24 protein-coding genes are annotated in these 23,872 nt (G+C 67.5%); 7 read left to right on the top strand and 17 right to left on the bottom strand.

Annotation, left to right across the window (positions count from 1 at the left end):
* Positions 1-2: 2 nt before the first annotated feature.
* From cls to rpmB, 3 genes are all read right to left on the bottom strand, one after another.
* A complete protein-coding gene (gene cls, locus ACZK33_RS22820; protein WP_423174599.1) occupies positions 3-1,421 on the bottom strand; it encodes a cardiolipin synthase in 1,419 nt (472 codons plus the stop codon).
* Between the two features lie 305 nt (positions 1,422-1,726).
* On the bottom strand, positions 1,727-1,894 hold the full coding sequence (rpmG, locus tag ACZK33_RS22825) for a 50S ribosomal protein L33 (protein ID WP_170272460.1): 168 nt from the start codon (positions 1,892-1,894) through the stop codon (positions 1,727-1,729).
* Positions 1,895-1,904: 10 nt separating this feature from the next.
* Complete coding sequence (gene rpmB, locus ACZK33_RS22830; RefSeq protein WP_005411638.1) at positions 1,905-2,141, bottom strand: 50S ribosomal protein L28; 237 nt, start codon at positions 2,139-2,141, stop codon at positions 1,905-1,907.
* 278 nt (positions 2,142-2,419) lie between these two features.
* Here rpmB and ACZK33_RS22835 point away from each other — a divergent pair, with 278 nt between their 5' ends.
* Positions 2,420-3,634: a glycosyltransferase gene (locus ACZK33_RS22835; RefSeq protein ID WP_423174563.1), complete on the top strand. Its 1,215-nt coding sequence runs from the start codon at positions 2,420-2,422 to the stop codon at positions 3,632-3,634.
* A gap of 13 nt (positions 3,635-3,647) precedes the next feature.
* On the opposite strand, the gene dnaQ is transcribed toward ACZK33_RS22835, so the two are convergent.
* Positions 3,648-4,157 carry a DNA polymerase III subunit epsilon gene (dnaQ, locus tag ACZK33_RS22840; RefSeq protein ID WP_049462269.1) on the bottom strand — a complete coding sequence of 170 codons (510 nt, stop codon included), beginning with the start codon at positions 4,155-4,157 and terminating at the stop codon, positions 3,648-3,650.
* A 55-nt stretch (positions 4,158-4,212) separates the two neighbouring features.
* Positions 4,213-5,106, bottom strand: coding sequence for a LysR family transcriptional regulator (locus ACZK33_RS22845; protein WP_423174564.1), 894 nt, complete (start codon positions 5,104-5,106; stop codon positions 4,213-4,215).
* A 108-nt stretch (positions 5,107-5,214) separates the two neighbouring features.
* On the opposite strand from ACZK33_RS22845, the gene ACZK33_RS22850 reads away from it, so the two are divergent.
* Entirely contained in the window at positions 5,215-5,613 is a 399-nt protein-coding gene (locus tag ACZK33_RS22850; protein ID WP_049399172.1) for a RidA family protein, read from the top strand.
* 103 nt (positions 5,614-5,716) lie between these two features.
* Here ACZK33_RS22850 and ACZK33_RS22855 read toward each other — a convergent pair whose 3' ends face one another.
* On the bottom strand, positions 5,717-6,403 hold the full coding sequence (locus tag ACZK33_RS22855; RefSeq protein ID WP_228756494.1) for a hypothetical protein: 687 nt from the start codon (positions 6,401-6,403) through the stop codon (positions 5,717-5,719).
* Between the two features lie 177 nt (positions 6,404-6,580).
* Between ACZK33_RS22855 and ACZK33_RS22860 the strand changes: the two genes are divergently transcribed.
* The 4 genes from ACZK33_RS22860 to ACZK33_RS22875 are packed head-to-tail and all read left to right on the top strand — an operon-like array spanning position 6,581 to position 12,654.
* Positions 6,581-6,922, top strand: coding sequence for a hypothetical protein (locus tag ACZK33_RS22860; RefSeq protein WP_049399170.1), 342 nt, complete (start codon positions 6,581-6,583; stop codon positions 6,920-6,922).
* 56 nt (positions 6,923-6,978) lie between these two features.
* On the top strand, positions 6,979-8,232 hold the full coding sequence (locus ACZK33_RS22865) for a TolC family protein (protein WP_329894022.1): 1,254 nt from the start codon (positions 6,979-6,981) through the stop codon (positions 8,230-8,232).
* A complete protein-coding gene (locus tag ACZK33_RS22870) occupies positions 8,229-9,434 on the top strand; it encodes an efflux RND transporter periplasmic adaptor subunit (protein WP_329894023.1) in 1,206 nt (401 codons plus the stop codon). The genes ACZK33_RS22865 and ACZK33_RS22870 overlap by 4 nt, the downstream gene beginning before the upstream one ends.
* Before the next feature lie 10 nt (positions 9,435-9,444).
* A complete protein-coding gene (locus tag ACZK33_RS22875) occupies positions 9,445-12,654 on the top strand; it encodes an efflux RND transporter permease subunit (RefSeq protein WP_423174565.1) in 3,210 nt (1,069 codons plus the stop codon).
* A 133-nt stretch (positions 12,655-12,787) separates the two neighbouring features.
* Here ACZK33_RS22875 and ACZK33_RS22880 read toward each other — a convergent pair whose 3' ends face one another.
* The 9 genes from ACZK33_RS22880 to ACZK33_RS22920 all read right to left on the bottom strand — a co-directional run bounded on the left by ACZK33_RS22880 (position 12,788) and on the right by ACZK33_RS22920 (position 20,977).
* Complete coding sequence (locus ACZK33_RS22880) at positions 12,788-14,560, bottom strand: DUF885 domain-containing protein (RefSeq protein WP_423174566.1); 1,773 nt, start codon at positions 14,558-14,560, stop codon at positions 12,788-12,790.
* Positions 14,561-14,829: 269 nt separating this feature from the next.
* Positions 14,830-15,177: a lipid-A-disaccharide synthase N-terminal domain-containing protein gene (locus ACZK33_RS22885; protein WP_005414908.1), complete on the bottom strand. Its 348-nt coding sequence runs from the start codon at positions 15,175-15,177 to the stop codon at positions 14,830-14,832.
* On the bottom strand, positions 15,177-15,899 hold the full coding sequence (locus ACZK33_RS22890; protein WP_005420380.1) for a glycosyltransferase family 2 protein: 723 nt from the start codon (positions 15,897-15,899) through the stop codon (positions 15,177-15,179). Before ACZK33_RS22890 ends, ACZK33_RS22885 begins: the two co-directional genes overlap by 1 nt.
* Before the next feature lie 89 nt (positions 15,900-15,988).
* Positions 15,989-16,954 carry an NAD-dependent epimerase/dehydratase family protein gene (locus tag ACZK33_RS22895; protein WP_423174567.1) on the bottom strand — a complete coding sequence of 322 codons (966 nt, stop codon included), beginning with the start codon at positions 16,952-16,954 and terminating at the stop codon, positions 15,989-15,991.
* Positions 16,955-17,000: 46 nt separating this feature from the next.
* Positions 17,001-17,741 (bottom strand): suppressor of fused domain protein, encoded by a 741-nt coding sequence (locus ACZK33_RS22900; RefSeq protein ID WP_032128474.1) that lies wholly within the window; start codon positions 17,739-17,741, stop codon positions 17,001-17,003.
* Positions 17,742-17,866: 125 nt separating this feature from the next.
* Entirely contained in the window at positions 17,867-18,790 is a 924-nt protein-coding gene (locus tag ACZK33_RS22905) for a ParB/RepB/Spo0J family partition protein (RefSeq protein WP_423174568.1), read from the bottom strand.
* Entirely contained in the window at positions 18,790-19,587 is a 798-nt protein-coding gene (locus ACZK33_RS22910) for a ParA family protein (protein WP_071229450.1), read from the bottom strand. The genes ACZK33_RS22905 and ACZK33_RS22910 overlap by 1 nt, the downstream gene beginning before the upstream one ends.
* 112 nt (positions 19,588-19,699) lie before the next feature.
* Positions 19,700-20,338: a 16S rRNA (guanine(527)-N(7))-methyltransferase RsmG gene (rsmG, locus tag ACZK33_RS22915; protein WP_012512505.1), complete on the bottom strand. Its 639-nt coding sequence runs from the start codon at positions 20,336-20,338 to the stop codon at positions 19,700-19,702.
* A gap of 39 nt (positions 20,339-20,377) precedes the next feature.
* Entirely contained in the window at positions 20,378-20,977 is a 600-nt protein-coding gene (locus ACZK33_RS22920) for a 4'-phosphopantetheinyl transferase family protein (RefSeq protein WP_423174600.1), read from the bottom strand.
* Between the two features lie 84 nt (positions 20,978-21,061).
* On the opposite strand from ACZK33_RS22920, the gene ACZK33_RS22925 reads away from it, so the two are divergent.
* Positions 21,062-21,313, top strand: coding sequence for a GlsB/YeaQ/YmgE family stress response membrane protein (locus ACZK33_RS22925; RefSeq protein ID WP_005411656.1), 252 nt, complete (start codon positions 21,062-21,064; stop codon positions 21,311-21,313).
* 103 nt (positions 21,314-21,416) lie between these two features.
* On the opposite strand, the gene xth is transcribed toward ACZK33_RS22925, so the two are convergent.
* The gene (gene xth / locus ACZK33_RS22930; RefSeq protein ID WP_107433455.1) at positions 21,417-22,199 is read right to left on the bottom strand and encodes an exodeoxyribonuclease III; all 783 of its coding nucleotides are present in this window, start codon (positions 22,197-22,199) and stop codon (positions 21,417-21,419) included.
* Between the two features lie 193 nt (positions 22,200-22,392).
* On the bottom strand, positions 22,393-23,802 hold the full coding sequence (locus tag ACZK33_RS22935) for a coniferyl aldehyde dehydrogenase (RefSeq protein WP_423174569.1): 1,410 nt from the start codon (positions 23,800-23,802) through the stop codon (positions 22,393-22,395).
* Between the last annotated feature and the right edge of the window lie 70 nt (positions 23,803-23,872).

Genomic DNA, 23,872 nt, shown 5'->3' on the forward strand with positions numbered 1-23,872 from the left:
CCTTACATCAACGCATCGGCCAGCCGTGCGATGCCTTCGCGGCTGCGCCGCCACGTGGGGCGACTGCGCCACTGCTGCAGGTCCAGCTGGCGCGATTCACGCAGGTAGCCATCCTCGATCTCGCACAACTGCTTCACCAGCGCGCGGTCGTAACAGATCAGGCCGATCTCGGCATTCAGCGCGAACGAGCGGATATCCATGTTGATCGAGCCGAGCACGGCGATGTCCTCGTCCACGCTCATGTGCTTGGCGTGCAGGAACTGCGGTTCGTACAGGGCGATGCGCACGCCACAGCGCAGCAGCTCGTCGTAGTACGCCTCCTGCGCCCACGAGGTCAGCCGCTGGTTGTTGCTGGCCGACAGGATCAGCTGCACCTGCACGCCGGACAACGCCGCAATGCGCAGCGCGCTCAACGTGGCTTCGTCCGGCACGAAGTACGGCGTGACCATCACCAGCCGCCGCCGCGCCAGGTGGATCAGTGCCGCGACCGCATCACGCGCGTTGCTGTACGGGTAGGCCGGGCCGCTGGGCAGCAGCTGGGTGGCGATGTCATCGCTGCACTCGGGCACATCGGCGATCACGTCCAGACGCTGGCCGGTTTCCATGTACCAGTCGCTGGCGAACACCGCTTCCAGATGCGCCACCGCCGGGCCACGCACGCGTGCCACCAGTTCGCGGTTCGGGTGGCCGGGCACGAACTGCGGGCCCGCCAGGTTCTGCGAACCGACGTAGGCCACTTCGTTGTCGATCACCGCGATCTTGCGGTGGTTGCGCAGGTCCATGCGCCCGCTGCGGCGCCAGCGCAGGCCACCGGGCAGCATCGCGCGCACTTCGATGTCGCGCGCCTGCAGGCGCTTGCGATAGGCGCGCAGACCGCGCTTGGCACCCACCGCGTCGAGCAGCACGCGGCATTGCACGCCACGTGCTGCGGCACGCTGCAGTGCCTCGACCACCGCCTCGCCCACCGCGTCGTCAAACATCAGGTAGTACAGCAGGTGCACGCGGTCTTCGGCCTGGTCGATGTCGGCGATCAGCGTGTGCAGCGATTCGTCGTAGTCGATGAGCAGGTCGACCGCGTTGCCGTGCACCGGCATGAAGTCGCCCTGGCGCTGCACCAGCGGCACGATCTCGGCGCTGGCGGTATCCGGCTGCGGGGTCCAGCGCAGGCGATGCTGCAGCGCCTGTTCCTCGCGGATGACCTGCGAGGCCTCGGCTTGGCGGCGGATGCGTTCTCGCGACAGCCACGGGTGGCCGAACAGCAGGTACAGCGGCAGGCCCAGCAGCGGCACGAAGCCGACCAGCAGCAGCCAGCTGCGCGCCGCGCCCGGCGTGGTGCGGGTGGGGATCCAGCACAGCGCGACCAGCCGGATGAGCCAGTCGATCAGCAGCAGGTACGAACCCAGCAACCACTCGAACAGCATCGCGTCGCCCGTCGGGAGGTGATGGGCCATTCTGCCCAGCGGGGTGTGTAGAGTCGAGCCGCGCTCGACTGCTTTGAAGCAGTGTGCCAACCAGGGTTGGCACCTACCGGGTGAGGGGACAGCGTGTCGACCAAGGTCGACACCTACCGGGGGCGGGATAGGTGTGCCAACCAAGGTTGGCACCTACCGGGGGAGTGTGCCGACCAACGGTCGGCACCCACAGGCACCCACAGGCCCCACCGTCGGGCATGAAAAAACCCGCCACAAGGGCGGGTTTCTTCGCGGGGACCAGCCATCCTTGCGGATTACTTGATCTTGCCTTCCTTGTACGGGACGTGCTTACGCACGACCGGATCGTACTTGGAGAATTCCATCTTCCCCGGGGTGTTCTTCTTGTTCTTGTCGGTCGTGTAGAAGTGACCGGTACCAGCGGTCGAAATCATACGGACCTTATCGCGCTTGCCTGCCATGATCGTCTACTCCTCAGACCTTTTCGCCGCGCGCACGCAGCTCAGCCAGAACGGAATCGATGCCGTTCTTGTCGATGGTGCGCAGTGCATGCGCGGAAACACGAAGCTTCACCCAGCGGTTTTCGCTGGCAACCCAGAAGCGGCGCTCATGCAGATTCGGCAGGAAACGACGACGGGTCTTGTTGTTGGCGTGCGAGACGTTGTTACCCGTCTGCACTCGCTTGCCGGAAACCTGGCATACGCGGGACATTGCGCACCTCGATAGTAAGTTGTGTCAGCCCGTAGCCCGGGAGACGGCGGCCTCGATGGTTGCCCACCACACGTCAAGAGAATCAAAGGGTTACGCTGGCGTTGGGCGGCCGGGGACGTGCTCCCGGAGGCGCCGCCCGGTAGAAAACCGGACACAGCGAGCCGCGCATTATGCACGGGTTCAAGCACTTGCGCAAGTTACCCACAGGCCGGGACTGAACCGGCAAGGCCGGGAGCCCGCCAACCGGCATACTGGCCCGGTTCACTGCGGAGCTTTCCATGCGGCTGCTGGCCCTGACCTACGGAACCGAAGGCGATACGCGTCCGATGGCCATGCTCTGCCATGGGCTGATTGGCGCAGGCCACGAGGTGACACTGCTGGCCGATGGCGGCACGCTGGGCAGCGCGCAGGCGCTGAATGTGCCCCATGCGTCACTGGAAGGTGATATCCATGACGAAGTGGTCGCGCTGGTCTCGCGTGGCAACGGTGTTGCCGCCGCCAGTAGCGGACTGGCACGGATGGCGCTGCAGCATGTCACTGGCTGGATGCGGCAGGCGGACGCGGCGGCCGAGGGTTGCGACGCGATTCTGACGGGTGGGCTGGCGGCCTTTGTCGGCATGAGTGTGGGCGAACGCCGGGGTCTGCCGGTGATCGGGACCGGCATGATTCCACTGACCCCGACGCGTGCCTTCCGCTCCCCGTTCCTGCCGCCGGGACGCTCGCCGGGCTGGTTGAACCGGGCCAGCTATGGGCTGGTCAACGGCCTGATCTGGCGCCAGTTCCGCCAGCCGATCAACGAGGCCCGCAAGCAGCTGGGGCAATCGCCGCGCCGCTCGCTGTGGTCCGGCCTGCCGATGCTCTATGGCATCTCGCCGCAGCTGCTGCCGCCACCGACGGACTGGCCGGCCGACCACATCGTCTGTGGCCAATGGCGGTTTCCTGATGCGCCCTGGACGCCGCCGGCCGATCTGCAGGCCTTCCTCGACGCCGGACCGCCGCCGGTCTATCTGGGCTTCGGCAGCATGACCGGCTTTGATCGCGAACGCGTGTTGCCGGCCCTGCTGCAGGCGTTGGCACCGCGCCGTGTCCTGCTGTTTCCCGGCTGGGTGGGACTGCCTGCGATGCGCTTGCCCGATTCTGTCTTCGTCCTGGGCCCGACCCAACACGAAGCGCTGTTCCCGCGTTGCGCATTCGCCATCCACCACGGTGGCAGCGGCACCACGCATTCGGCCTGCCGCGCCGGCATTCCTTCACTGGTGATGCCGTTCGCCGCAGATCAGTTCTTCTGGGCCGATCGCCTGTATCGGTTGGGCGTAGCACCGGCACCGTTGTCACCGAAGCGACTGGATGCAGCAGCGCTGGCAGCAGCCATCACCTTCGCTGCAACCGAAGCAACACGCGCACGCGCGGCGGCCCTGGGAGTGGCGATGAGCAGTGAGGACGGGGTGGCATGTGGCGTGGCAATGATCGAGCGCTGGTTGCGGCCGATGTAACGGCGACCAGGCCTCAGCGCAGATGCGGAATCACCTGGGCCAGTAGATGGGCATCCTTCAACGCGCCGTGCAGGCCGCGCTGGCTGGGAATGCGCAGGCGCTGCAACACATCGTCCAGTTTATTGCCCTGGCCTGGCCAGCGCCCGCGCGCCAGCTTCAGGCTGCAGGTGATGCGGCAATGCTGGGCCAGCGTGCCGGGGATGCCAGCCAGGCGCAGCTCGTTGTCCAGGAAGCCCACATCGAAGGTGGCGTTGTGCGCGACCATCTCGCTGCCACGCAGGAACTCCAGCAGCTCGGCGGCCTTGCTGGAGAACAGTGGCTTGCCCACCAGCATCGCATCGCTGATGCCGTGCACGCGCTGCGCGCCCCAGTCCACCTTGCGCTGCGGCTGCAGGTAGGTGTGGAACTGGCGGCCGGTGAGCTGGCCATCGATCAGTTCGACGGCACCGATTTCGATCACCCGGTGCCCCAGGCGGTGGGAGATGCCGGTGGTTTCGGTATCCAGTGCGACGATGCGGCTCATCAGGGTGTGCGTTCTCCAGTACGTGCAGCCGGATTTTCGCACGCGACCGATGCACTCACCCCAACGCTTCCACCACCCAATCAATGAACACCCGCAGCCGCTGGCTCATGTGCCGGTTCGGCGGGAACATCACATGCATCGGCATCGGTGGCAGCTGCCAGTCCCGCAGCAGCGGCAGCAGCTCACCACGCGCCACGTGCGGTTCGGCCATGTAGCTGGGCAGCGCCACCACGCCCAGCCCCGCCAACGCAGCCGCCAGATAGGCGTTGCCGTCGTCGAAGCCGACCGTATAGCGGCCCTGCACCTCGACGCGCTCATCGCCACGCTGTGCAGTGAACACGCGGGCGCGGCCACTGCGCGGGCTGAGGAAACCGACCATGTGGTGATCTGGCCCTTCCAGCGCGCGCGGGTCGGTCGGCACGCCGAAGCGCTGCACATAGCCCGGGCTGGCGTGGAAGCCGATCGGCAGCGCAGCAAGCGGCCGCGCCACCAGCGCCGGGTCGGCTGGAGTGCCACCACGGATCACGCAGTCGACGTTGTCGGCGATGACATTCACCTCGCGGTCACTCACGCCGATGTCCAGCTGGATCTCCGGGTAGCGCGCCTGGAAATCCGGCAGCGCCGGTACCAGCCGCAAGCGCGCGTACGGCCCGGGCACATCCACGCGCAGGCGTCCGCGCGGTTGGGTGGCCGCGTCGCCCAGCCCGCCCTCCACCTCTTCCAGCTCGGCCAGCAGGCGGGCGATGCGCGGGTAATAGGCCGCGCCATCGGCGGTGACGCTGACCCGGCGCGTGGTGCGGTTGAGCAACCGCAGCCGCAGGTGCGCCTCCAGCTGCTGCACCAGCTGGGTGGCCGTGGTGCGGCTGATCTGCAGGGTCTGCGCGGCGCGGGTGAAGCTGCCGGTTTCCACCACCCGGGCAAACGCCCGCATCGCCTCGAAACGGTCCATGGTGGGTCATGATTGTTTGGAAATGGCAATCAATCTAAGCCGATAATCGCGGTTTATCCAGACAGCGCTGGCGCGGAGGATGGCGTTCTCTCCCACGGGTTCCTTCCCATGTCACAGCGCGATGTCGTTTTCCCCGCTGGCCGCCAGGCCCTGTACGAGCGCAACCGCTACTCGCCCGCGATCCGATCCAACGGCTTCCTGTTCGTTTCCGGCCAGGTCGGCAGCCGCGAGGATGGTTCGCCTGAGCCGGACTTCGAAGCGCAGGTGCGCCGCGCCTTCGAAAATCTCAATGCGGTACTGGCTGCCGCCGGCTGCAGCTTCGATGACGTGGTCGACGTGACCGTGTTCCTGGTCGACCCCGAGAAGAACTTCGAGAAGGCCTGGGCGATCGTGCCCGAGTACTGGGGCGAGGCGCCGCACCCGACCCTGACCGGTATCGGCGTGACCTGGCTGTACGGGTTCCAGTTCGAGATCAAGGTGATCGCGAAGCTGCCTGCAGACCGGTAGTGCCGGCCGCTGGCCGGCGATGGCAGGCGATTGCCTGCGCTCGTGAGGTTGCCGGCCAGCGGCCGGCACTACCCAGACGAAGAGCACTGCCCCCGCGCGGCCATCATTCCGCAGCAAATTCCAGTGTCCGACGCCAACGCAATGGCTTGGTCGCACGCGCCGGGTCAGGGCCGAACTGGCTCAACCAGCCAGCGGCCATTGCACGGGCACGCAAGCGTTCGCCAACGCCTTCGGCGACTTCCACTTCAACGCGGGTTACCTTGCCTTCGGCATCCACGTCCAGCACCCAGACCAGCTTGCCCACCCATTCGGCCGCCGGGACGGACGGGTCGTAGTTCGGGCGGCCAGCAACGTAGGGGCCGTCGTGCCCTAGATACAGCGGAGACTCCTCCAAGCGGTGATCGACACGAACGGCGGCTTTGCCGGTCCGGCCGTCGCCAAGAACGGCATCCACCGTCCACGTGCCGGCCGTCCCCGCAGTGCCAAGGTCCGCTGGGAAACAGGTCTTGCGGCCACGGAAACCGTCATGCCGGACCTGCGAGATGCGAACGCCATTGGCGTCGCGAATGGTGAGTTCCAATCCGCCCACATCGGCGTCTTCTCCACCGGCGGCAACGCAGATGCGGTGGTCGTGCAGTCCATCGGCAACGAACTGGTAGGCCACTGATCGCGCGATGGCGTCCGCGGGTGTCGGCGACCACAGTAACTCGACGTAGACGTCATCCGAAGCCTGGACAGCGGGGCTGACCAACACCATCAGCAGCCCAACAGCAGCGACGCGTGCGTTCATCGTTCCCTCCCTGGTGACGAATCCCGATCGTCACCGAAGGCGTTGCAAGGTGCAATGGACCGCCCGTGCAAGGGCAATCCGCAGTGCAGGACGCCACCTGAACGGGAGGTTCCGACGAATTCCCGAGGTGGCCATTGATATTGTATCCGGCGAAAACCGCTTGCTAGCCTCCCTTCCATGCGCCGGATCACCCGCCAACTGCGTACGTACCTGATGATGCTGCTGATGGCGGCATTCGTGGTCGTGCCGGTGGCCGACGCACTGGTGTGTGCGGTGGAACCGCATGCCAGCAGCGCCCATGTCGAATCCCTCGCGGACGACGCAGGCGGTGACAGCGACAGCGACAGCAAGCACACGGGTGCCTGCACGCATAACCACTGCCACCACTCCACGCTGAGCCTGCCGGCGAACGATTTCGCCGCTTTCGGTACGCCGCTGCCGGCGCGCTGGATGAATGCCGGCGACGTGGCGACCTATGCGGTCGCCCAGGATGAATTGACGCGTCCCCCCCGGGCGTGAGTTGAGCGCGTCCCGCGATTGCGGGCTCCCGTTTCACTCACAACCGGAATCCCCCTATGTCGATCCTGACACCTCGGTCGCCGCGCGCGGCCGGGCTGGTCGTCGCCGTGTTGCTGGGCCTGGCCCCGGCGACATCGGTGATGGCGCAAGCCGCCCCTTCCTACGACACCCTGCTTGAACGCCTGGACCAGCTGCCCGGTACCCGTGTGGGTACGGCACTGGCCGAGGCCGCCGATGCGCGTGCCGACCAGGCCCGTGCGTTGCCCAATCCTTCCCTCTCCTACTCCGCCGAAAACGCCTGGGGCACCGGCTCCTATGGCGGCATGGGCAAGGCCGATACCGTGCTCACCCTGTCCCAGCCGCTGGAGGTCTGGGGCCAGCGTGGCGCGCGTGTCCGTGCCGCCCGCGCCGAGGCACAGGCCGCCTACCTGCGTGGTGCCCAAAGCCGCAGCGACGTGGCCAGCCAGCTGGCGGTGGTCTATGCACAGGCGGAAAGTGCACTGCGCCGCTACAGCCTGGCCGAAGAGGCACTGACCCTCACCCGCGACGACGCCAACGCCGTCAACGCGATGGTCAAGCAGGGCCGCGAGCCGCAGCTGCGTGCGGTGCAGGCGCAGAGCGAGGTGGCCAACGCCAGCGCTGCGCTGGATGAGGCACAGGCCTTCCGCGACGCCGCGCTGGCCCGCCTGGCTGGCGCCGCGCTGCTGGATGCACCGGTGCAGTCGATCGACAACAGCCTGCTCGACCGGGCCCCGCCGCTGCCGCGTGGCGCCACCGACGTGGCACTGGCGGTGCGCATCGCCGAAGCCGAAGCCGATGCGGCCGGCAAGCTGGTCGACGTGGAGCGCAAGCGCGCCCTGCCCGACCTCAGTGTCACCGCCGCACAGACCCGCTTCCGCGAAGGCGGCGAGCGTGCCTACAACCTCGGGGTCAGCCTCAGCATCCCGCTGTTCGACCGCAACCGCGGGGGCATCCGCGCCGCCAATGCCGACCAGCGCGCGGCCGAGGCCCGCCTGGACCAGCAGCGCCGCGACAGCGAGGCAGCACGTCTCTCCGCCGTAGCCGGACTGAAAGCCGCCGGAAGCCGGACCCGCGCAGCCGATGAAAGCGTGGTCGCCGCCGAAGAGGCGTATCGCCTGGCCCGCATCGGCTTTGATGCCGGACGCATCTCGCAGCTGGAACTGCGCAGCACGCGCAGCGCCCTCATCGCCGCCCGCGGCACCGCCGTGGATGCGCGCCTGTCGCGCGTCGGCGCCGAAATCGATCTTGCCCGCCTTGAGGGGCGCGCACCTTTTGTGGAGGCCAAATGACTCTCTCCCGTACTTTCCCGCTGATCGGCGGCGTGCTGCTGACCATGCTGCTGGCCGGCTGCGCTGGCAACGCGCAGACGCCTGCCAATGAAGACCCCGCTGCGGCCAAGGCCGGCACCGACGATGGCCACGGCCATGCCGCCGACAGCAAGGAGGCCAAGGCGGAAACCGCGAAAGCCCCCGCCGACGCCGATGAAGGCGTGGTGCAGCTGACCCAGGAACAGATCAAGGCCTCCGGTATCGAAGTGGTCGCGATCGGTCGCGGTGGCGGTGGCTCGACCCGGCTGTCCGGCAGGGTCGAGCCCACCGTGGGCGCCCGCGCTTCGGTTGCCTCCACGGTGACCGGCCGCGTCGAGCGCGTGCTGGTCGCGCCGGGCACGGCGGTGAAGCAGAACCAGGCACTGGCCATCGTGGTCAGTGGCGAGGCCGCGGTGTTCCGCGCCAATGCGCTGGCCGCCTCGGCCGAAGCAGAAGCCGCGCGCCTGGCCTATGGCCGCGACAAGGCGCTGGTCGACCAGGGCGTGGTCGCCCGCCAGGAAATGGAAACCTCGCGCGCACGTTCGCTGGCGGCACAGGCCCAGGCCGCCGCCGCGCAGGCCCAAGCCGCCGCCAACGGTTCGCCGGACAGCAGCGGTCGCGTGCGCATCACCAGCCCGGTAGCCGGCATCGTCGGCAACGTGCAGGTCACCCCGGGTGGCGTGGTCGCCGCCGGCAGCGCGGTGGCCGACGTCGCCGACCCGACGATGAACGAGCTGGTGTTCACCGCACCGCCGGCGCTGGCCGCGCAGGTCACGCCGGGCATGAAGCTGGAAGTGAGCGTGCCGGGTGGCAGCTTCACCGCCACCGTCACCGGGTCGGCCGCCGATGTCCGCCAGCAGGGCGGCGTCGCGGTGATCCGTGCCACGCCGGTGGATGCCGCGCTGCCGCCGGCCGGTTCGCCGGTATCGGCGGTGGTCGTCACCGAAGGCCAGGATGGCTCGCTCAGCGTGCCCGCCGATGCGGTGCAGAACGTCGATGGCAGCAGCGCGGTGTTCGTCGCCGTCGAAGGCGGCTTCAAGGCGCAGCCGGTGCTGGCTGGCCGTCGTGCTGGTGACCGTATCGAGATCCTCGGTGGGCTGACCGGCAACGAGCGCATCGTCGGTGCCAACGCCTTCCTGCTCAAGGCCGAGCTGGCCAAGGGCGAAGCCGAGCACGGCCACTGAGGAGGCGACCATGTTCAAGCTGATCATTGAAACAGCGGTTCGGCACCGCTGGCTGGTGGTGTTCATGGCGGCGCTGATCGCTGCCGTGGGCCTGTTCCAGCTGGGCAAGCTGCCGATCGACGCGGTGCCGGACATCACCAACCGCCAGGTGCAGATCAACACGGTGGCACCTGCACTGACCCCGGAGCAGATCGAACGGCAGGTGACCTACCCGCTGGAAACCGCGCTGGCCGGCATTCCCGGCCTGACAACCACGCGTTCGCTGTCGCGCAATGGCTTCTCGCAGGTCACCGCGATCTTCACCGATGCGACCGACATCTACTTCGCCCGCCAGCAGGTGGCCGAACGCATGCGCGAGGCATCGGAAGACCTGCCCGATGGCGCGTCGCCGATGCTGTCGCCGGTCACCACCGGCCTCGGCGAGGTGCTGATGTGGACGGTGGACTTCACGGCGTTCGATCCGGCCAGGCTGGCCAAGCCCGGTGAAGCGGGTTGGCAGGCCGGCGAGGCCTACCGCACGCCGGAAGGCAACCTGCTTCGCACGCCGGAAGAACGTGCCACCTACCTGCGCACCGTGCAGGACTGGATCATCGCGCCGCAGATGCGTTCCAGCCCGGGGCTGGCCGGCGTCGATACGGTCGGCGGCTACGTCAAGGAATACGGCGTGCATCCGGACAGCGCCAAGCTGGCCGCGCACGGCCTCGGCCTGGCCGACCTGGTCACTGCCCTGCAGCGTTCCAACGTGCAGGCCGGTGCCGGTTTCGTGCAGCGTGCGGGCGAAGGCCTGGTGGTACGTGCTGACGGCCTGGCGCTGACCACCGACGATCTGGCACAGGCCCCGGTAGCCACCCGCAATGGCGTGGTGGTACGCGTGTCCGATGTGGCCGACGTCGACCTGAGCCGCGCACCGCGCCTGGGTGCGGCCAGCCGCAACGGCCATGAAGCTGTGCTCGGCACCGCGCTGATGATCGCCGGCGGCAACAGCCGCACCGTGGCGCAGGCAGCTGCGGCGCGCCTGGAACAGGTGAACAAATCGCTGCCGGCCGACATCGTGGCGGCACCGGTGCTGGACCGCAGCGTGCTGGTCAATTCCACCATCAAGACCGTGGCCAAGAACCTCACCGAGGGCGCGCTGCTGGTGGTGGTGGTGCTGTTCCTGCTGCTGGGCAACCTGCGTGCGGCAACGATCACCGCGCTGGTCATTCCGCTGTCGTTCCTGTTCGCAGTCATCGGCATGAACCGCTTCGGCATCAGCGGCAACCTGATGAGCCTGGGTGCGCTGGACTTCGGCATACTGGTGGACGGTGCGGTGATCGTGGTCGAGTCGACACTGCTGATGCTGGGCCAGCGCCGCGCAGAACTGGGCCGTGCGTTGACCGCGATGGAACGCCTGCGCGTGGCCGCCGATTCGGCGATGAAGATGGCGCGCCCTGCGGCCTTCGGCCAGCTGATCATCCTGCTGGTGTTCGCGCCGATCCTTACCCTGGAAGGCGTGGAGGGCAAGACGTTCCACCCGATGGCGGCCACGTTCATGCTGGCCCTGATCGGTGCCTTCATCTTCTCCTTCACCTTCGTGCCGGCGATGGCCGCACTGCTGGTGCGCGAGCCGAAGGTGAAGGACGGCGATGCACATGCTGACGATGGCGAGCACGAAACCAAGCTGATCCGCGTGCTGCGTGCGCGCATCGAACCAGTGGTGCGCAAAGCCGTGGCGCATCCGCGCACGGTGCTGGCCGGTGCGGTGATGATGGTGGTGGTGGGCATCGGCTCGTTCTCGCTGCTGGGCCGCGAGTTCATGCCGACGCTGGACGAAGGCAACGTGGCGATGCAGGCCCTGCGCGTGCCGTCGACGTCGCTGGAGCAGTCGCTGGCGATGCAGCTGGCGCTGGAAAAGGCGATTGCCAAACAGCCGGAAGTGGAAACCGTGTTCTCACGCACCGGTACCGCCGAGGCAGCGATCGACCCGATGCCGACCAACATCTCCGACAGCGTGATCGTGCTCAAGCCACGCAAGGACTGGCCGGATCCGAAGCTGGGCAAGGACGCGCTGGTGGCACGCTTCGAAAAGCTGGCCGGGCAGCAGCTGGGCAACAGCTTCGAATTCAGCCAGCCGATCGAGCTGCGCTTCAACGAGCTGATTTCCGGCGTGCGTACCGACCTGGCGGTGATGATCTTCGGCGATGACTTCAGCCAGCTGCAGAAAGTGGCCGACCAGGTGGCGTTGAAGCTGCGAGCGGTGAACGGTGCGGCCGACGTGCGGGTGGAACAGATCTCCGGCCTGCCCACGCTCAACGTGGCCATCGACCACGTGGCGGCGGCGCAGTACGGCCTGACTGCCGCGGACGTGAGTGATGCGCTGTCCACCGGCATTGGTGGCACGGCGGCCGGCAAGATCTTCGAAGGTGATCGCCGCTTCAACGTGGTGGTGCGCCTGGACGATGCCTCGCGTAATGATCCGGACCAGCTGGCTTCGCTGCCGATTGCCACGCCTGCGGGCCTGGTGATTCCGCTGTCGTCGGTGGCCCGCATCACGGTGAGCGAAGGGCCGAACCAGATCAGCCGCAACAACGGCAGCCGCCGCGTGGTGGTGCAGGCCAACGTGCGTGGCCGCGATCTGGGCGGCTTCGTCGGCGAGGCACAGGCGGCGGTGGCTGATGTTGCGTTGCCGCCGGGCGCCTACGTGACCTGGGGTGGCCAGTTCGAGAACCTGCAGCGTGCGGAGAAGCGGCTGGCGACGGTGGTGCCGGTGGTGTTCCTGCTGATCGGCAGCCTGCTGTTCATGGCCCTGCGCAGCGGCAAGGAAGCCATTCTGGTGTTCAGCTGCGTGCCGTTGGCGCTGGTCGGCGGCATCCTCGCGCTGCTGCTGCGTGGCATGCCGTTCTCGGTGTCGGCGGCGGTCGGTTTCATCGCCGTCTCCGGCGTGGCCACCTTGAACGGCCTGGTGCTGATGCAGGCGATCCGCGAGCGCCTGGATGCCGGTGACCTGCCGCTGCAGGCGGCGATCAACGGTGCGTCGAGCCGCATCCGCGCGGTGCTGACCACGGCACTGGTGGCGATCGTCGGCTTCATTCCGATGGCGATCGCCAGCGGTTCCGGTGCGGAAGTGCAGAAGCCGCTGGCCACGGTGGTGATCGGTGGCCTGATCACCGCCACGGTGTTGACCCTGCTGGTGCTGCCGACGTTTGCAGCGCGGGTGGCCAAGCCAAGGGCGGTGGGCTGAAAGACCACGGGGTCGGATCCTGCGATCCGACCCCGTTTTCCGATCCCTGGTAGTGCCGGCCGCTGGCCGGCAATGTCGAACGTTTGCGGTGCATGCGGGTTGCCGGCCAGCGGCCGGCACTACCCTTGCACGGTCAGGCCTTCTTGCGTTCGGCGATGTAGGCCTGGATCTGCTGTTCCAGCACCGGCAGCGGCACCGAGCCCTGCTTGAGCAGGGTGTCGTGGAAGCCCTTGATGTCAAACTTGTCGCCCAGCTCCTTCTCTGCCTGCGCACGCAGGCGCACGATGGCGATCTCCCCCAGCTTGTAGCTCAGCGCCTGGCCCGGCCAGGAAATGTAGCGGTCCACTTCGGTGGTCACTTCATGCTCGCTCAGCGCGGTGTGGTCACGCAGGTAGGCCAAGGCCTGCTCGCGGCTCCAGCCCTTGCTGTGCACGCCGGTGTCGATCACCAGGCGCGTGGCGCGCCACATCTCGTAGGTCAGGCGGCCGAAATCCTCATACGGGGTTTCGTAGATGCCCATTTCCACGCCCAGCTTCTCGCAGTACAGCGCCCAGCCTTCGCCATAAGCGGAAATATAGGCGTTGCGGCGGAACTCGGGCAGGTTCTTCTGCTCGGCGGCAATGGCACCCTGCAGCGCGTGGCCCGGATCGGATTCATGCAGGGTCAGCGCCGGCAGGTTGTACAGCGGGCGCGACGGCAGGTTGTAGGTGTTGAGCCAGTAGGTGCCCATGCCACCGCGGCCGGCGGTCCAGAACGGCGCGATGTCCGGCGGCACCGGCACGATGGTGAAGCGCGCGCGCGGCAGCGTCATGTACTTGCCCAGCTGGCCATCGGCCCGCTTGGAGATCCATGCGGCGCGCGACAGCAGCTCTTCCGGGGTCTTGGCATAGAACTGCGGATCGGTGCGCAGGAAGGTCAGGAATTCGGCGAAGCTGCCCTTGAACTTCACCTGCTTGATGATGTCGTTCATTTCCTTCTGGATGCGTGCGACTTCATCCAGACCGATGCGATGGATCTCGTCCGGCGACAGGTCCAGCGTAGTGTATTCGTGGATCTGCTGCTTGTAGTACGCCTTGCCGTCCGGCATCGCTTCGGCGGCCAGCGTGGTACGCGCCTGCGGCACGTACTCGCTGACGAAGAAGGTGCGCAGCTGCTGGAACGCCGGCACCACCTTGCCACTGATCGCTTCCCGCGCCTGCGCCTGCAGCCTGGCCTGCTCGGCGGCCGGGATGCTGTTGGGCAGCTTCTTGAACGGCGCGTACAGCGGCGACTCGGTCGGGTCTTTCAGCTCGGCGACGGTGGCGATCGACACCTCGCGGCCATCGAGCACCGCGCGCGGCACGCTGAAACCTCGCTTCAGGCCGGCGCGCATGTTTTCGGTCTGCTGGCCGAAGTAGCGCGGCACATCATTCAGGCGGGCGATGTAGTTCTGGTAGTCCTGCACGGTCTTCATCTCGCGCCGGGCCATGAAGGACAGGTTGGACCAGAACGAGGAGTCGGCGTTGAACGGCATCTCGTAGCCGCGCAGACGCGTTTCTTCGGCCAGGTTGAACACCTGGTCACGGTAGATCGCGTAGTTGACCTGGTTGTCGGGCGACAGGGTCTTCGGGTCGATCTTCTTCAGTGCAGCCAGGGTTTCATCCCACACCTTCAGGCGCGCCTGCTGCGCGGCCGGGCCGACGTCGGGCATGCGGGTGGCATTGGCCGGAGCGTCCTCGTCCTCACTGGCCTCGCCGCCGCCCTCCTGGCGCCACTTCCATTCCTTCTCGTACAGCGCGCGGAAGGCGGCATCGGCGGGCGATTCGGTGGCCACGCTGGCCGGTGCGGCGGCGGCGGGCGGTGCGGCCAGGGCTACGGCGGGGGTGGACAGGGCGATCAGCAGGGCAACGGCAAGACGGGTTTTCACGAGCACAGGTTCCCGGGAAGGCAGACCCCGATGATGGCACCGCCCACGGCCCGTGGCATGGGACGAAGGTCCTGCCTGCACCGCAGACCGGGGCCCCGGTAGCGGCCAACCTTGGTTGGCGCTGGATTTCCCCGTGTGCCAACCAAGGTTGGCAGCTACCAGGCACGGTAGCCAGGCAAGCAGTAGATCCACGCCATGCGTGGATGGGCCGGGCCCGGATACAGATATGCCGACCAAGGTCGGCAGCTACCGGATGAGGCCCCGAAGACCTAGTGGCTGGCCTTGTCCCGCTTCCAGCCCCGGTGCTTGATGTCCAGCTGCAGGCTGTACAGCGCGGTGAACGCCGGGAACAGGTTCTGCAGCACGCCCACCGAGTCCTGCTTGGCCGAGAACAGAAAGTAGCTCAGCGTCATCAGGCTGCCGACCACGCTCATGTACCAGAACAGGCGTGGGATCACCGGCTTGCCCGCACGCTTGGAGGCGATGAACTGGACCAGCCAGCGGCCCCCGAACATCAGCGCGCCGGTATAGCCGATCAGCTTCCAGCCGGTCACATGCAGGCCGGTCCAGTACAACCAGGTCAGCGGCTGGTCGAGCCAGTGCAGCTCCAGATCCATCAACGCTCCTCCACCGCGGTGCGCTTGCTGCGGGTGATCAGCCAGGCCACGCCACGCAGGTCACGGATGCCGACCAGGGCGCGGCCGAGGTTGTTGTACTTGGAGACACCGGCGGTACGGTGGCGGTGGTTGACCGGCACGCTGGTGGTCTTCCAGCCGGCGCGCTGCATCAGCGCCGGCAGGTAGCGGTGCATGTGGTCGAAATACGGCAGGTCGAGGAACGCGCTGCGCTCGAACAGCTTGATGCCGCAGCCGGTATCGGGCGTATCGTCGCGCAGCATGCGTGCACGGATGGCGTTGGCCCACTTGCTGGCCCATCGCTTGCTGCCGCTGTCCTGACGGTTGACGCGCCAGCCGGCAAACAGCTTCACCTGCGCCTCGGCCGCATCGCGCGCCGCCAGCAGCTTGGGAATGTCGGCCGGATCATTCTGCCCGTCGCCATCCAGGGTCGCGATCCACGGCGCACGTGCGTGCTTGACGCCGGTGCGCACCGCGGTGCTCTGCCCGCTCTGGTTCACATGGTGCAGCACCCGCAGTTCCGGGGTGGTCGCCTTCAGGCCCTGCAGCACCGCCAGGGTGTCATCGCGCGAGTGGTCGTCGATGTAGACGATCTCGAACGGAAGCCGCCCACGCAGTGCGGCGGTGATTTCGGCAACCAGCGGGGCGACATTGTCGCGTTCGTTGAACACCGGGACGACAACGGAAAGCTCGGGTTGGCTCATAAGGCACTCGGCCAAAGGGGGACAAAGACCGCGCATTCTCCGAAGCCGAGGTTATCCGAAGATGAATCCGGCTGTGTGAGGATCCCTCCTCAGGCGCGGTCGCCAAAATACTCGCGGCACCACTGCACGACGGGGGGCAACCCTGCTTCGATCGGGGTCACCGCGTCGAAGCCGAATGCGTCATGGGCGCGCCGGGTATCGGCCATCGTGCGCACCATGTCGCCCGGCTGCATCGGCTTGTAGAGCTTCTGCGCGGGGCGACCGGCGGCCTGCTCGATCACGCTGATGAAGCGCTCCAGCTCGACCGGCGTATGGTTGCCGAGGTTGAACACCCGGTGCGGTACCGGACCATCGGCCGGATGCGCGAGCGCGCCGAGAATACCGGACACGATGTCGGAGACATGTGTGAAGTCGCGCTGCATGCGGCCTTCGTTGAACACGTCGATCGGCCGCCCGGCCAGCACCGCGCGCGAGAACAGCAACGGTGCCATGTCCGGCCGGCCCCACGGGCCATACACGGTGAAGAAGCGCAGGCCGGTGGCATGCAGGCCGTACAGCTGCGCGTAGGTGTAGGCCATCAGCTCGTTGGCCGCCTTGGTGGCCGCATACAGCGAGCGCGGCTGGTCCACGCGCTGGTCCTCGGAGAACGGCGGCGTGGCCGAATCACCGTAGACCGAGCTGCTCGACGCATACACCAGATGCTGCACGCCACGGTGGCGGCACAGCTCGAGCATGTTGACGAAGCCGACCAGATTGCTGTCGACGTAGGCCTGCGGATTTTCCAGCGAATAGCGCACGCCGGCCTGTGCAGCCAGATGGATCACCGCGGTCGGCTTCACCTCGTCGAACAGCGCCGCCAGGCCTTCGCGATCGGTCAGGTCGAGCGTGCGCAGGTCCAGCGCCGGGCACAGCGCGGCCACGCGGTCGCGCTTGATCTGCGGGTCGTAGTAGTCGTTGAAGTTGTCCAGGCCGACCACCGGCTGGCCCGCCTCCAGCAGCGCGCGGGCGGTGTAGGCACCGATGAAGCCGGCAGCGCCGGTAAGCAGGATGGTCATGGCAGGGGCCCGGAAGCAGAAATTCAGGCCCCTGATGTTACCGGTCTCAGAACAAACCGAAACGCTTCCTGGCGACGTTGACCCGGCCCGGCTCGATCACATCGTTGATCTGCTTCGCATCGAAGCGGTCGAGCAGGGCGTCGGCGCCCTTCTTCAGCTTCAGGTCCATCTCTTCCGGATACAGCGGAACCAGGCTCATGAAGCTGATGGTCCTGCCATCCTCCAGCTCCAGCGTGGCGAAGTCCTCCGGAGCAGTCACCGGCATCAGCACGATGGCACCGTCGAAGCCTGCTCCGGGCGCATAAGGTTCGCTGGGATGGCCGTTGGGAATGGTGTGGCCGAAGCCCAGCCACGTGTCGTACTCGTGCGGCAGCCGCGCCATGCCCTTCAGCAGGCGCACCGGCCAGTAATTGCGCTCGTCCTCGAAGGCGTCCTGGGACATCGGCCAGTCGGCCGGCAGGGTCACCATCAGCTCCATGTAGCGCGGCACATCCGCGTCCACGTCGGCGGGCACGGTCATCGGCAGGTCGCTCATGCCGGAGGTGACCAGGCGCAGGTACGGGCAGTGGTCATTGGCCGGCACCACGTGCACGTCAATGTGCACCAGGTCGGAAATGAGTTCGTGCAGGACCGTCGCGATCGGTCCGAGATGGCGCTCGATATGGCCGCTGATCGCTTCGATGTGCTGCTCTTCGCCGATGGCGAGCACAAAGTCCTTTTCGCGCCGGTGCCTCAGTATCTGGGTACCGTCCGGGCTGACGTCCTCGTACTCGTATTCGTTGCTCATGTCCTGCTCCCTGGATGAGGCCACGGGCCGGAGAGCAGTGCATCCCCCGGCGCGCGCGGCGGTGCGTTCCCTGTCAATTACAGGACGCGGCAGGAACAGGCCGCCCCCCTGTCTTTGCGCCGGGCTCAGCCCTGGCGCGTACGCAGCTTTTCCAGCACGCCGTCCAGGGTATCCAGGTCGGTGTAATGGATGATCAGCTTGCCCTTGCCACCGCGGCCGTGGCTGATCGCCACCTTGGCCCCCAGCGATTCGGACAGCTCGGTTTCCAGCGAGGCGATGTCGGCCTGCTGCACCTTCGGCGCGGCCGCCGGGCGGTTGCTCGGCACCTTGCCGGCGGCGAAGGCCTGCGCACGGCGCTCGACCTCGCGCACCGACCAGCCTTCATCGGCCGCTTCCTGCGCCAGCTTGCCAGCCAGCTCGGGAGCCAGGGTCAGCAGCGCGCGGGCGTGGCCCATTTCCAGGCGGCGGGTTTCCAGCAGCAGGCGGATTGCCACCGGCAGCTCCAGCAGGCGCAGCAGGTTGGACACCGCCGCACGCGAGCGGCCGACGGCCTCGGCAGCCTCGGCATGGGTCAGGGTGAATTCGCTGATCAGGCGCTGCAGCGCTTCGGCTTCTTCCAGCGGGTTGAGGTCTTCGCGCTGGATGTTCTCGATCAGCGCCATCGCGATGACGGTGCGGTCTTCCAGCTCGCGCACCACCACCGGCACTTCGTCCAGGCCGGCCAGCTGCGATGCGCGCCAGCGGCGCTCACCGGCGACGATTTCGTAGTTGCCTGCCGGCAGCTGGCGCACCAGGATCGGCTGGATCACGCCCTGCGACTTGATCGAATCAGCCAGCTCGGAGAGCTTGCCCTCGTCCATCTCGCGGCGCGGCTGGTACTTGCCCGGCTGCAGCTGGCCGACCGGCAACTTGCGCAGCACTTCACCCGGCAGCGGTTCGATCACCGCGGTGGTGGCCTGCACCTGGCTGACCGCGCCTTTCGGGCCCAGCAGCGCGTCCAGGCCACGGCCGAGGCCTCGCTTCTTGGCTGCCGGCTTGCTGCTGGTCATCAGACGGTCTCCACGGCCTTGGCGGCCTTGTTGCGTTCGTTGTTGCGGCGGATGATCTCGCCGGCCAGGCCCAGGTAGGCCACGCCACCGCGCGAGGCGCGGTCGTAGCCGACGATGCTCTGGCCATGGCTGGGCGCCTCGGCCAGGCGCACGTTGCGCGGCACGATGGTGCGGAACACGCGGTCGCCGAAGTGCTCGGTGAGCTCGGCCGACACTGCGTTGGCCAGGTTGTTGCGCACGTCGAACATGGTGCGCAGCACGCCTTCGATCTCCAGCGCCGGGTTCAGGCTGGTGCGCAGCGCTTCGATGGTTTCCACCAGCGCGCTCAGGCCTTCCAGTGCGTAGTACTCGCACTGCATCGGCACGATCACCGAATCGGCGGCGGCCAGCGCGTTGAGCGTCAGCAGCGACAACGCCGGCGGGCAATCGATCAGGATGTAGTCGTACTCGTCGCGGATCGGCGCCAGTGCGCGCTTCAGGCGCTGCTCGCGCTCGCTCTGGCCCATCAGCTGGATCTCGGCGGCGGTCAGGTCGATGTTGCCCGGCAGCAGGTCGTAGCCTTCGGCCGTCTGCACGCGCACATCGGCGGCGCTGGACTCGCCCAGCAGCAGATCGTAGGTGGAGGAGACCAGCTCGCGCTTGTCCACGCCACTACCCATGGTCGCGTTGCCCTGCGAATCCAGGTCGACCAACAGCACGCGCTTGGGTGCGTTGGCCAGGGAAGCGGCCAGGTTGACGGCGGTCGTGGTCTTGCCGACGCCACCCTTCTGGTTGGCGATGGCGATGATGCGGGCCATGCGGGTGTGCCTCGTCGACGTGTGCTGGGACCGGTCATTATGCGTACAACCGGGCCCTTGCGGAAATCGTGGATCGCCAACCTCTTGTTCCACAAGGGGCTGGCGACGGGAATCAGGGACCTGTAACAGTGACCAGGTGGCGTTCGCCGGCCAGGCCGGGCACGCTCAACGGGGTCACCTCGCGCACCTGCCAGCCAGCCGGCAGCTCCGCGATCTCTTCATGCGGGTAGACGCCCTTCATGGCCAACAGCACGCCGCCGGGGCGCAACAGATGGCCACCGACGCGGACGATGCCGGCCAGGGTGTCCATCGCACGCGCGGTCAGCTGGTCGTAGTGGCCAGCTTCGTCCAGCGCCTCGGCGCGCGATTCGGCCACGCGGGCATTGCCCAGACCGAGCTGGCGCACGGCCTCGCGCATGAAGCGCGCCTTCTTGCCGTTGCTCTCCACCAGGGTGACCTGCAGGCCCGGGCAGGCGATCGCCAGCGGGATGCCGGGCAAGCCGGGACCAGTACCGAGGTCGGCCAGGCTGCCATCAGCCACGAACGGCTGCATCGCCAGCGAGTCGAGCAGGTGGCGGGTGACCATCTCCTGCGGATCGCGGATGGCGGTGAGGTTGTAGGTGCCGTTCCAGCGGTGCAGCAGGGCCAGGTAACGCAGCAGCGGCGGCGCCAGCGCGGCGTCCAGGCCCATGCTGGCCAGGCCCTGTTCCAGCGTGGCAGCCACGCTGGCGGGAAGTGGGTGTTCGCTCATGCCGCCATTATCGCCGGTTTTGCGCGCTGATTCCCCGCTTCAGTGTGGATACCAGGCCAATGCCGCACGGAACTGGCCGGTGGCCTGCCATTCGTGCAGGTGCCAGCGCGCGGCCTCGCCCAGTTCCGGGTCGCACCAGCGCAGGTGCAGGGCGCCATCGGCCCCCGGTGCCAACTGCAGGCGGTGCAGGCCGAACGAGATGCCCTGCCCGTGCGCCTTCAGGATGGCCTCCTTGACGCACCACACGCGGAAGAACCAGTGCTCGCGCCCGGCCTCGTCCAGGCGTTCCAGCCAGGCCACTTCCTCGGGGTGGAAGAAGCGCTGCACGATTTCCAGAAGACGCGGCCGCGGGCGCAGCAGTTCCAGGTCCACGCCCAACCGCACGCCCTCGCCCAGCGCCACCAGCAGCACCTCGCCGCTGTGGCTCCAGCCGGTGCCGTAGTGGGCCAACGCGCCGCTCAGCTCCGGCCGGCCCTTGTCATCGCGGACCAGCGGCAGCGTGTCCGGGTCGGCGCCCAGCGCCTGCGCCAGCACCTGCCGCGCCTGCGGTTCGCCGCGGTGGCCCGGCACGTGCGGGCGCCGCCAGACCGTCACCGGACCGAAGCGCCACGGGCCGTCGAGGGTGGCTGGCAGGCTCATCCGCACGCGCCCATCACGCAATTCCACGACGGGTTCACGGCCGTGCGCGTCAACTGGTCACAGTTCCCCACCGGAGGTTCGATCATGGGCATCATCATCTGGCTGATCGTCGGCGGCATCGTAGGCTGGCTGGCCAGCATCATCATGAAGCGCGATGCCCAGCAGGGCATCATCCTCAACATCGTGGTCGGCATCGTCGGCGCGCTGATTTCCGGCTGGCTGTTCGGCGGCGGCATCAACGAAGCGATCACCATCCGCACCTTCCTGTTCTCGCTGATCGGTGCGGTGATCCTGCTGGCGATCGTCAACCTGTTCACCCGCAAGAGCATACGGTGATCTGAGGGTAGTGCCGGCCGCTGGCCGGCAGACGTTTCAGAACGGGCCCGGCAATCGTCGGGCCCCGTTCTGTAGAGTCGAGCTTGCTCGACTGCATGGGAGATCAGTCGAGCAAGCTCGACTCTACTTCCACCCATGCCGGCGCGTGGTCACTCGGGCGCTCCCAGGTGCGCGGCTCACGATCAATGCCCGAGGCGACCGCGCTACCCTTCAGCGCATGGGAGACCAGGGTCAGATCGATGCGCAGGCCCAGGTTGCGGCGGAAGCCAGCGGCACGGTAATCCCACCAGCTGAAGGTGCCCGCCTCGTCGTTGTGCAGGCGGAAGCCATCGTGCAGGCCCAGCTGCAGCAGCTTGTTGAGCGCGCCGCGCTCGGCGGTGGAGGTCAGGATGTGGTTCTCGTTCCACACCTCCGGGTCGTGCACATCGCGCGCGTCCGGGGCGATGTTGAAGTCACCCATCACGATCAGCTTCGGGTGCCGCTGCAGTTCTTCGGCGATCCAGGCATGTACCGCCTCCAGCCAGCGCAGTTTGTACTCGTACTTGTCGGTGCCGATGTCCTGGCCGTTGACCACGTACAGGTTGATCACCCGCAGGTCGCCGAAGGTACCGGCGATGACGCGCTTCTGCTCGTCCTCGAAGCCGGGAATACCGATCTGCACGTCCTGCGCCGGCTCACGCGACAGCAGCGCCACGCCGTTGTAGGTCTTCTGGCCGGCGAACACGCTGCGGTAGCCCGCGGCGATCAGCGCCGAATCGGGGAACTTGTGGTCCTCCAGCTTGGTTTCCTGGATACCGACGATGTCCGGGCCGAAGTCCTTGAGCCACTGCTCCAGGTGCGGCAGGCGGACATTGAGCGAATTGACGTTCCACGAGGCGATCTTCATGGGGGCCATTCTACCCGGCCCAGGTTTGGTAGACGCCAACCTTGGTTGGCGCATGGGGTTCACGCGTGCCAACCAAGGTTGGCACCCACCGGAAGGGGCGGCGCGGGTTGGCACCCACCGGTAGTGCCGGCCGCTGGCCGGCAACCCCATGAACCGTCGGCAAGACCCTGCAGTTGCCGGCCAGCGGCCGGCACTACCGAAGCAGCAGCTTCAACAACCCCGCAATCTTCGAATACGGCGGCCGCAGCCGGTCACTGGCAGCCCAGCGCGACTGCCACAGCACCGGCAGCCGCTTGCTCATCGCATCGAACCCGGCCCGCCCGTGGTACGCACCCATGCCGCTGGCCCCCACCCCGCCAAACGGCAGGCCATCGGCGGCGAAGTGCAGCAGCGTGTCATTCACCGTCACCCCACCGGCCACCACCTGGCCGAGGATGCGCTCCACCGTCGCCGTGTCATGGCTGAAGGGATACAGCGCCAGCGGCCGGTCGCGCGACAGCACGTCGGCCAGCGCCGCATCCAGATCCGGGTACGCCCGCACCGGCAGGATCGGCCCGAAGATCTCCTCGCGCATCAGGTCCAGGTCGTCCGGCGGGTCCAGCACCACAGTGGGCACCAGCAGCCGCTCGCGGTCGGCGCGCGCCTCATCCACCTGCGCCAACGGAATCACCGGCACGCCACGTTCGCGCGCCTGCGCCAGATAGCCCTGCAGGCGCCGGTACTGGCCTTCGTTGATGATGCGCGTGTAGTCGCCTGCATCGCTGAAATCGCCGTAGCGCTCGCGTACCTGCTGCTGCAGCGCCTGCACGAACTCGCGCTGGCGCGCGGTGTCGATCAGCACGTAATCCGGCGCGATGCAGGTCTGCCCGGCGTTGAACCACTTGCCGGTGGCCAGCCGTGCGGCGGCCTTGTCCAGCGGGAAATCGCGGCAGACGATGGCCGGCGACTTGCCGCCCAGTTCCAGTGTGACCGGCACCAGATGCTCGGCGGCGGCGGCCATCACCTTGCGGCCAACGGCCGTCGAGCCGGTGAACAGCAGATGGTCCAGCGGCAGCGACGACACCGCCGCGGCCACATCCGCCCCACCCTGCACCACCGCCACGCGATCGGGCGGGAACACACTGGCCAGCAGATCGGCCAGGAACGCGCTGGTGCACGGCGTGTGTTCCGAAGGCTTGAGCAGCACGTGGTTTCCGGCGGCGATGGCGGTAGCCAAAGGCACCAGTGCCAGCGTGACCGGGTAGTTCCAGGGCGAGATCACCCCGACCACGCCCAGCGGCGTCGGCCGCAGCTGCGCGCGTGCCGGCCAGAGTCGCCAGCCAGCGCCCACCCGCTGCGGCTTCGACCAGCGCCGCAAGTGGCGGCGCAGGTGGTCGATGGCCGACAGCACGCTCATGCCATCGGCCAGCTTCGATTCGGTGTGAGCGCGGTGGCCGAAGTCCTCGGCGATGGCCTGGGCCATTTCGTCCAGACGCGGCTTCAATGCCTCGCGCAGGCGGCGCAGGTCATGCTCGCGCTGGTCCAGTGACGGGCGCTGCGACTGCCAGGCGCTGCGCAGGGTGTGCAGGATGGCGGGGAGCTCGGTCGGCATGGTGGTGGTCATGGGCCGACTATACGGCGTGCTGTGCAACGCAATGGTAGTGCCGGCCGCTGGCCGGCAGCCCCATGGATCT

Source organism: Stenotrophomonas sp. 86156_Sma (assembly GCF_056481625.1).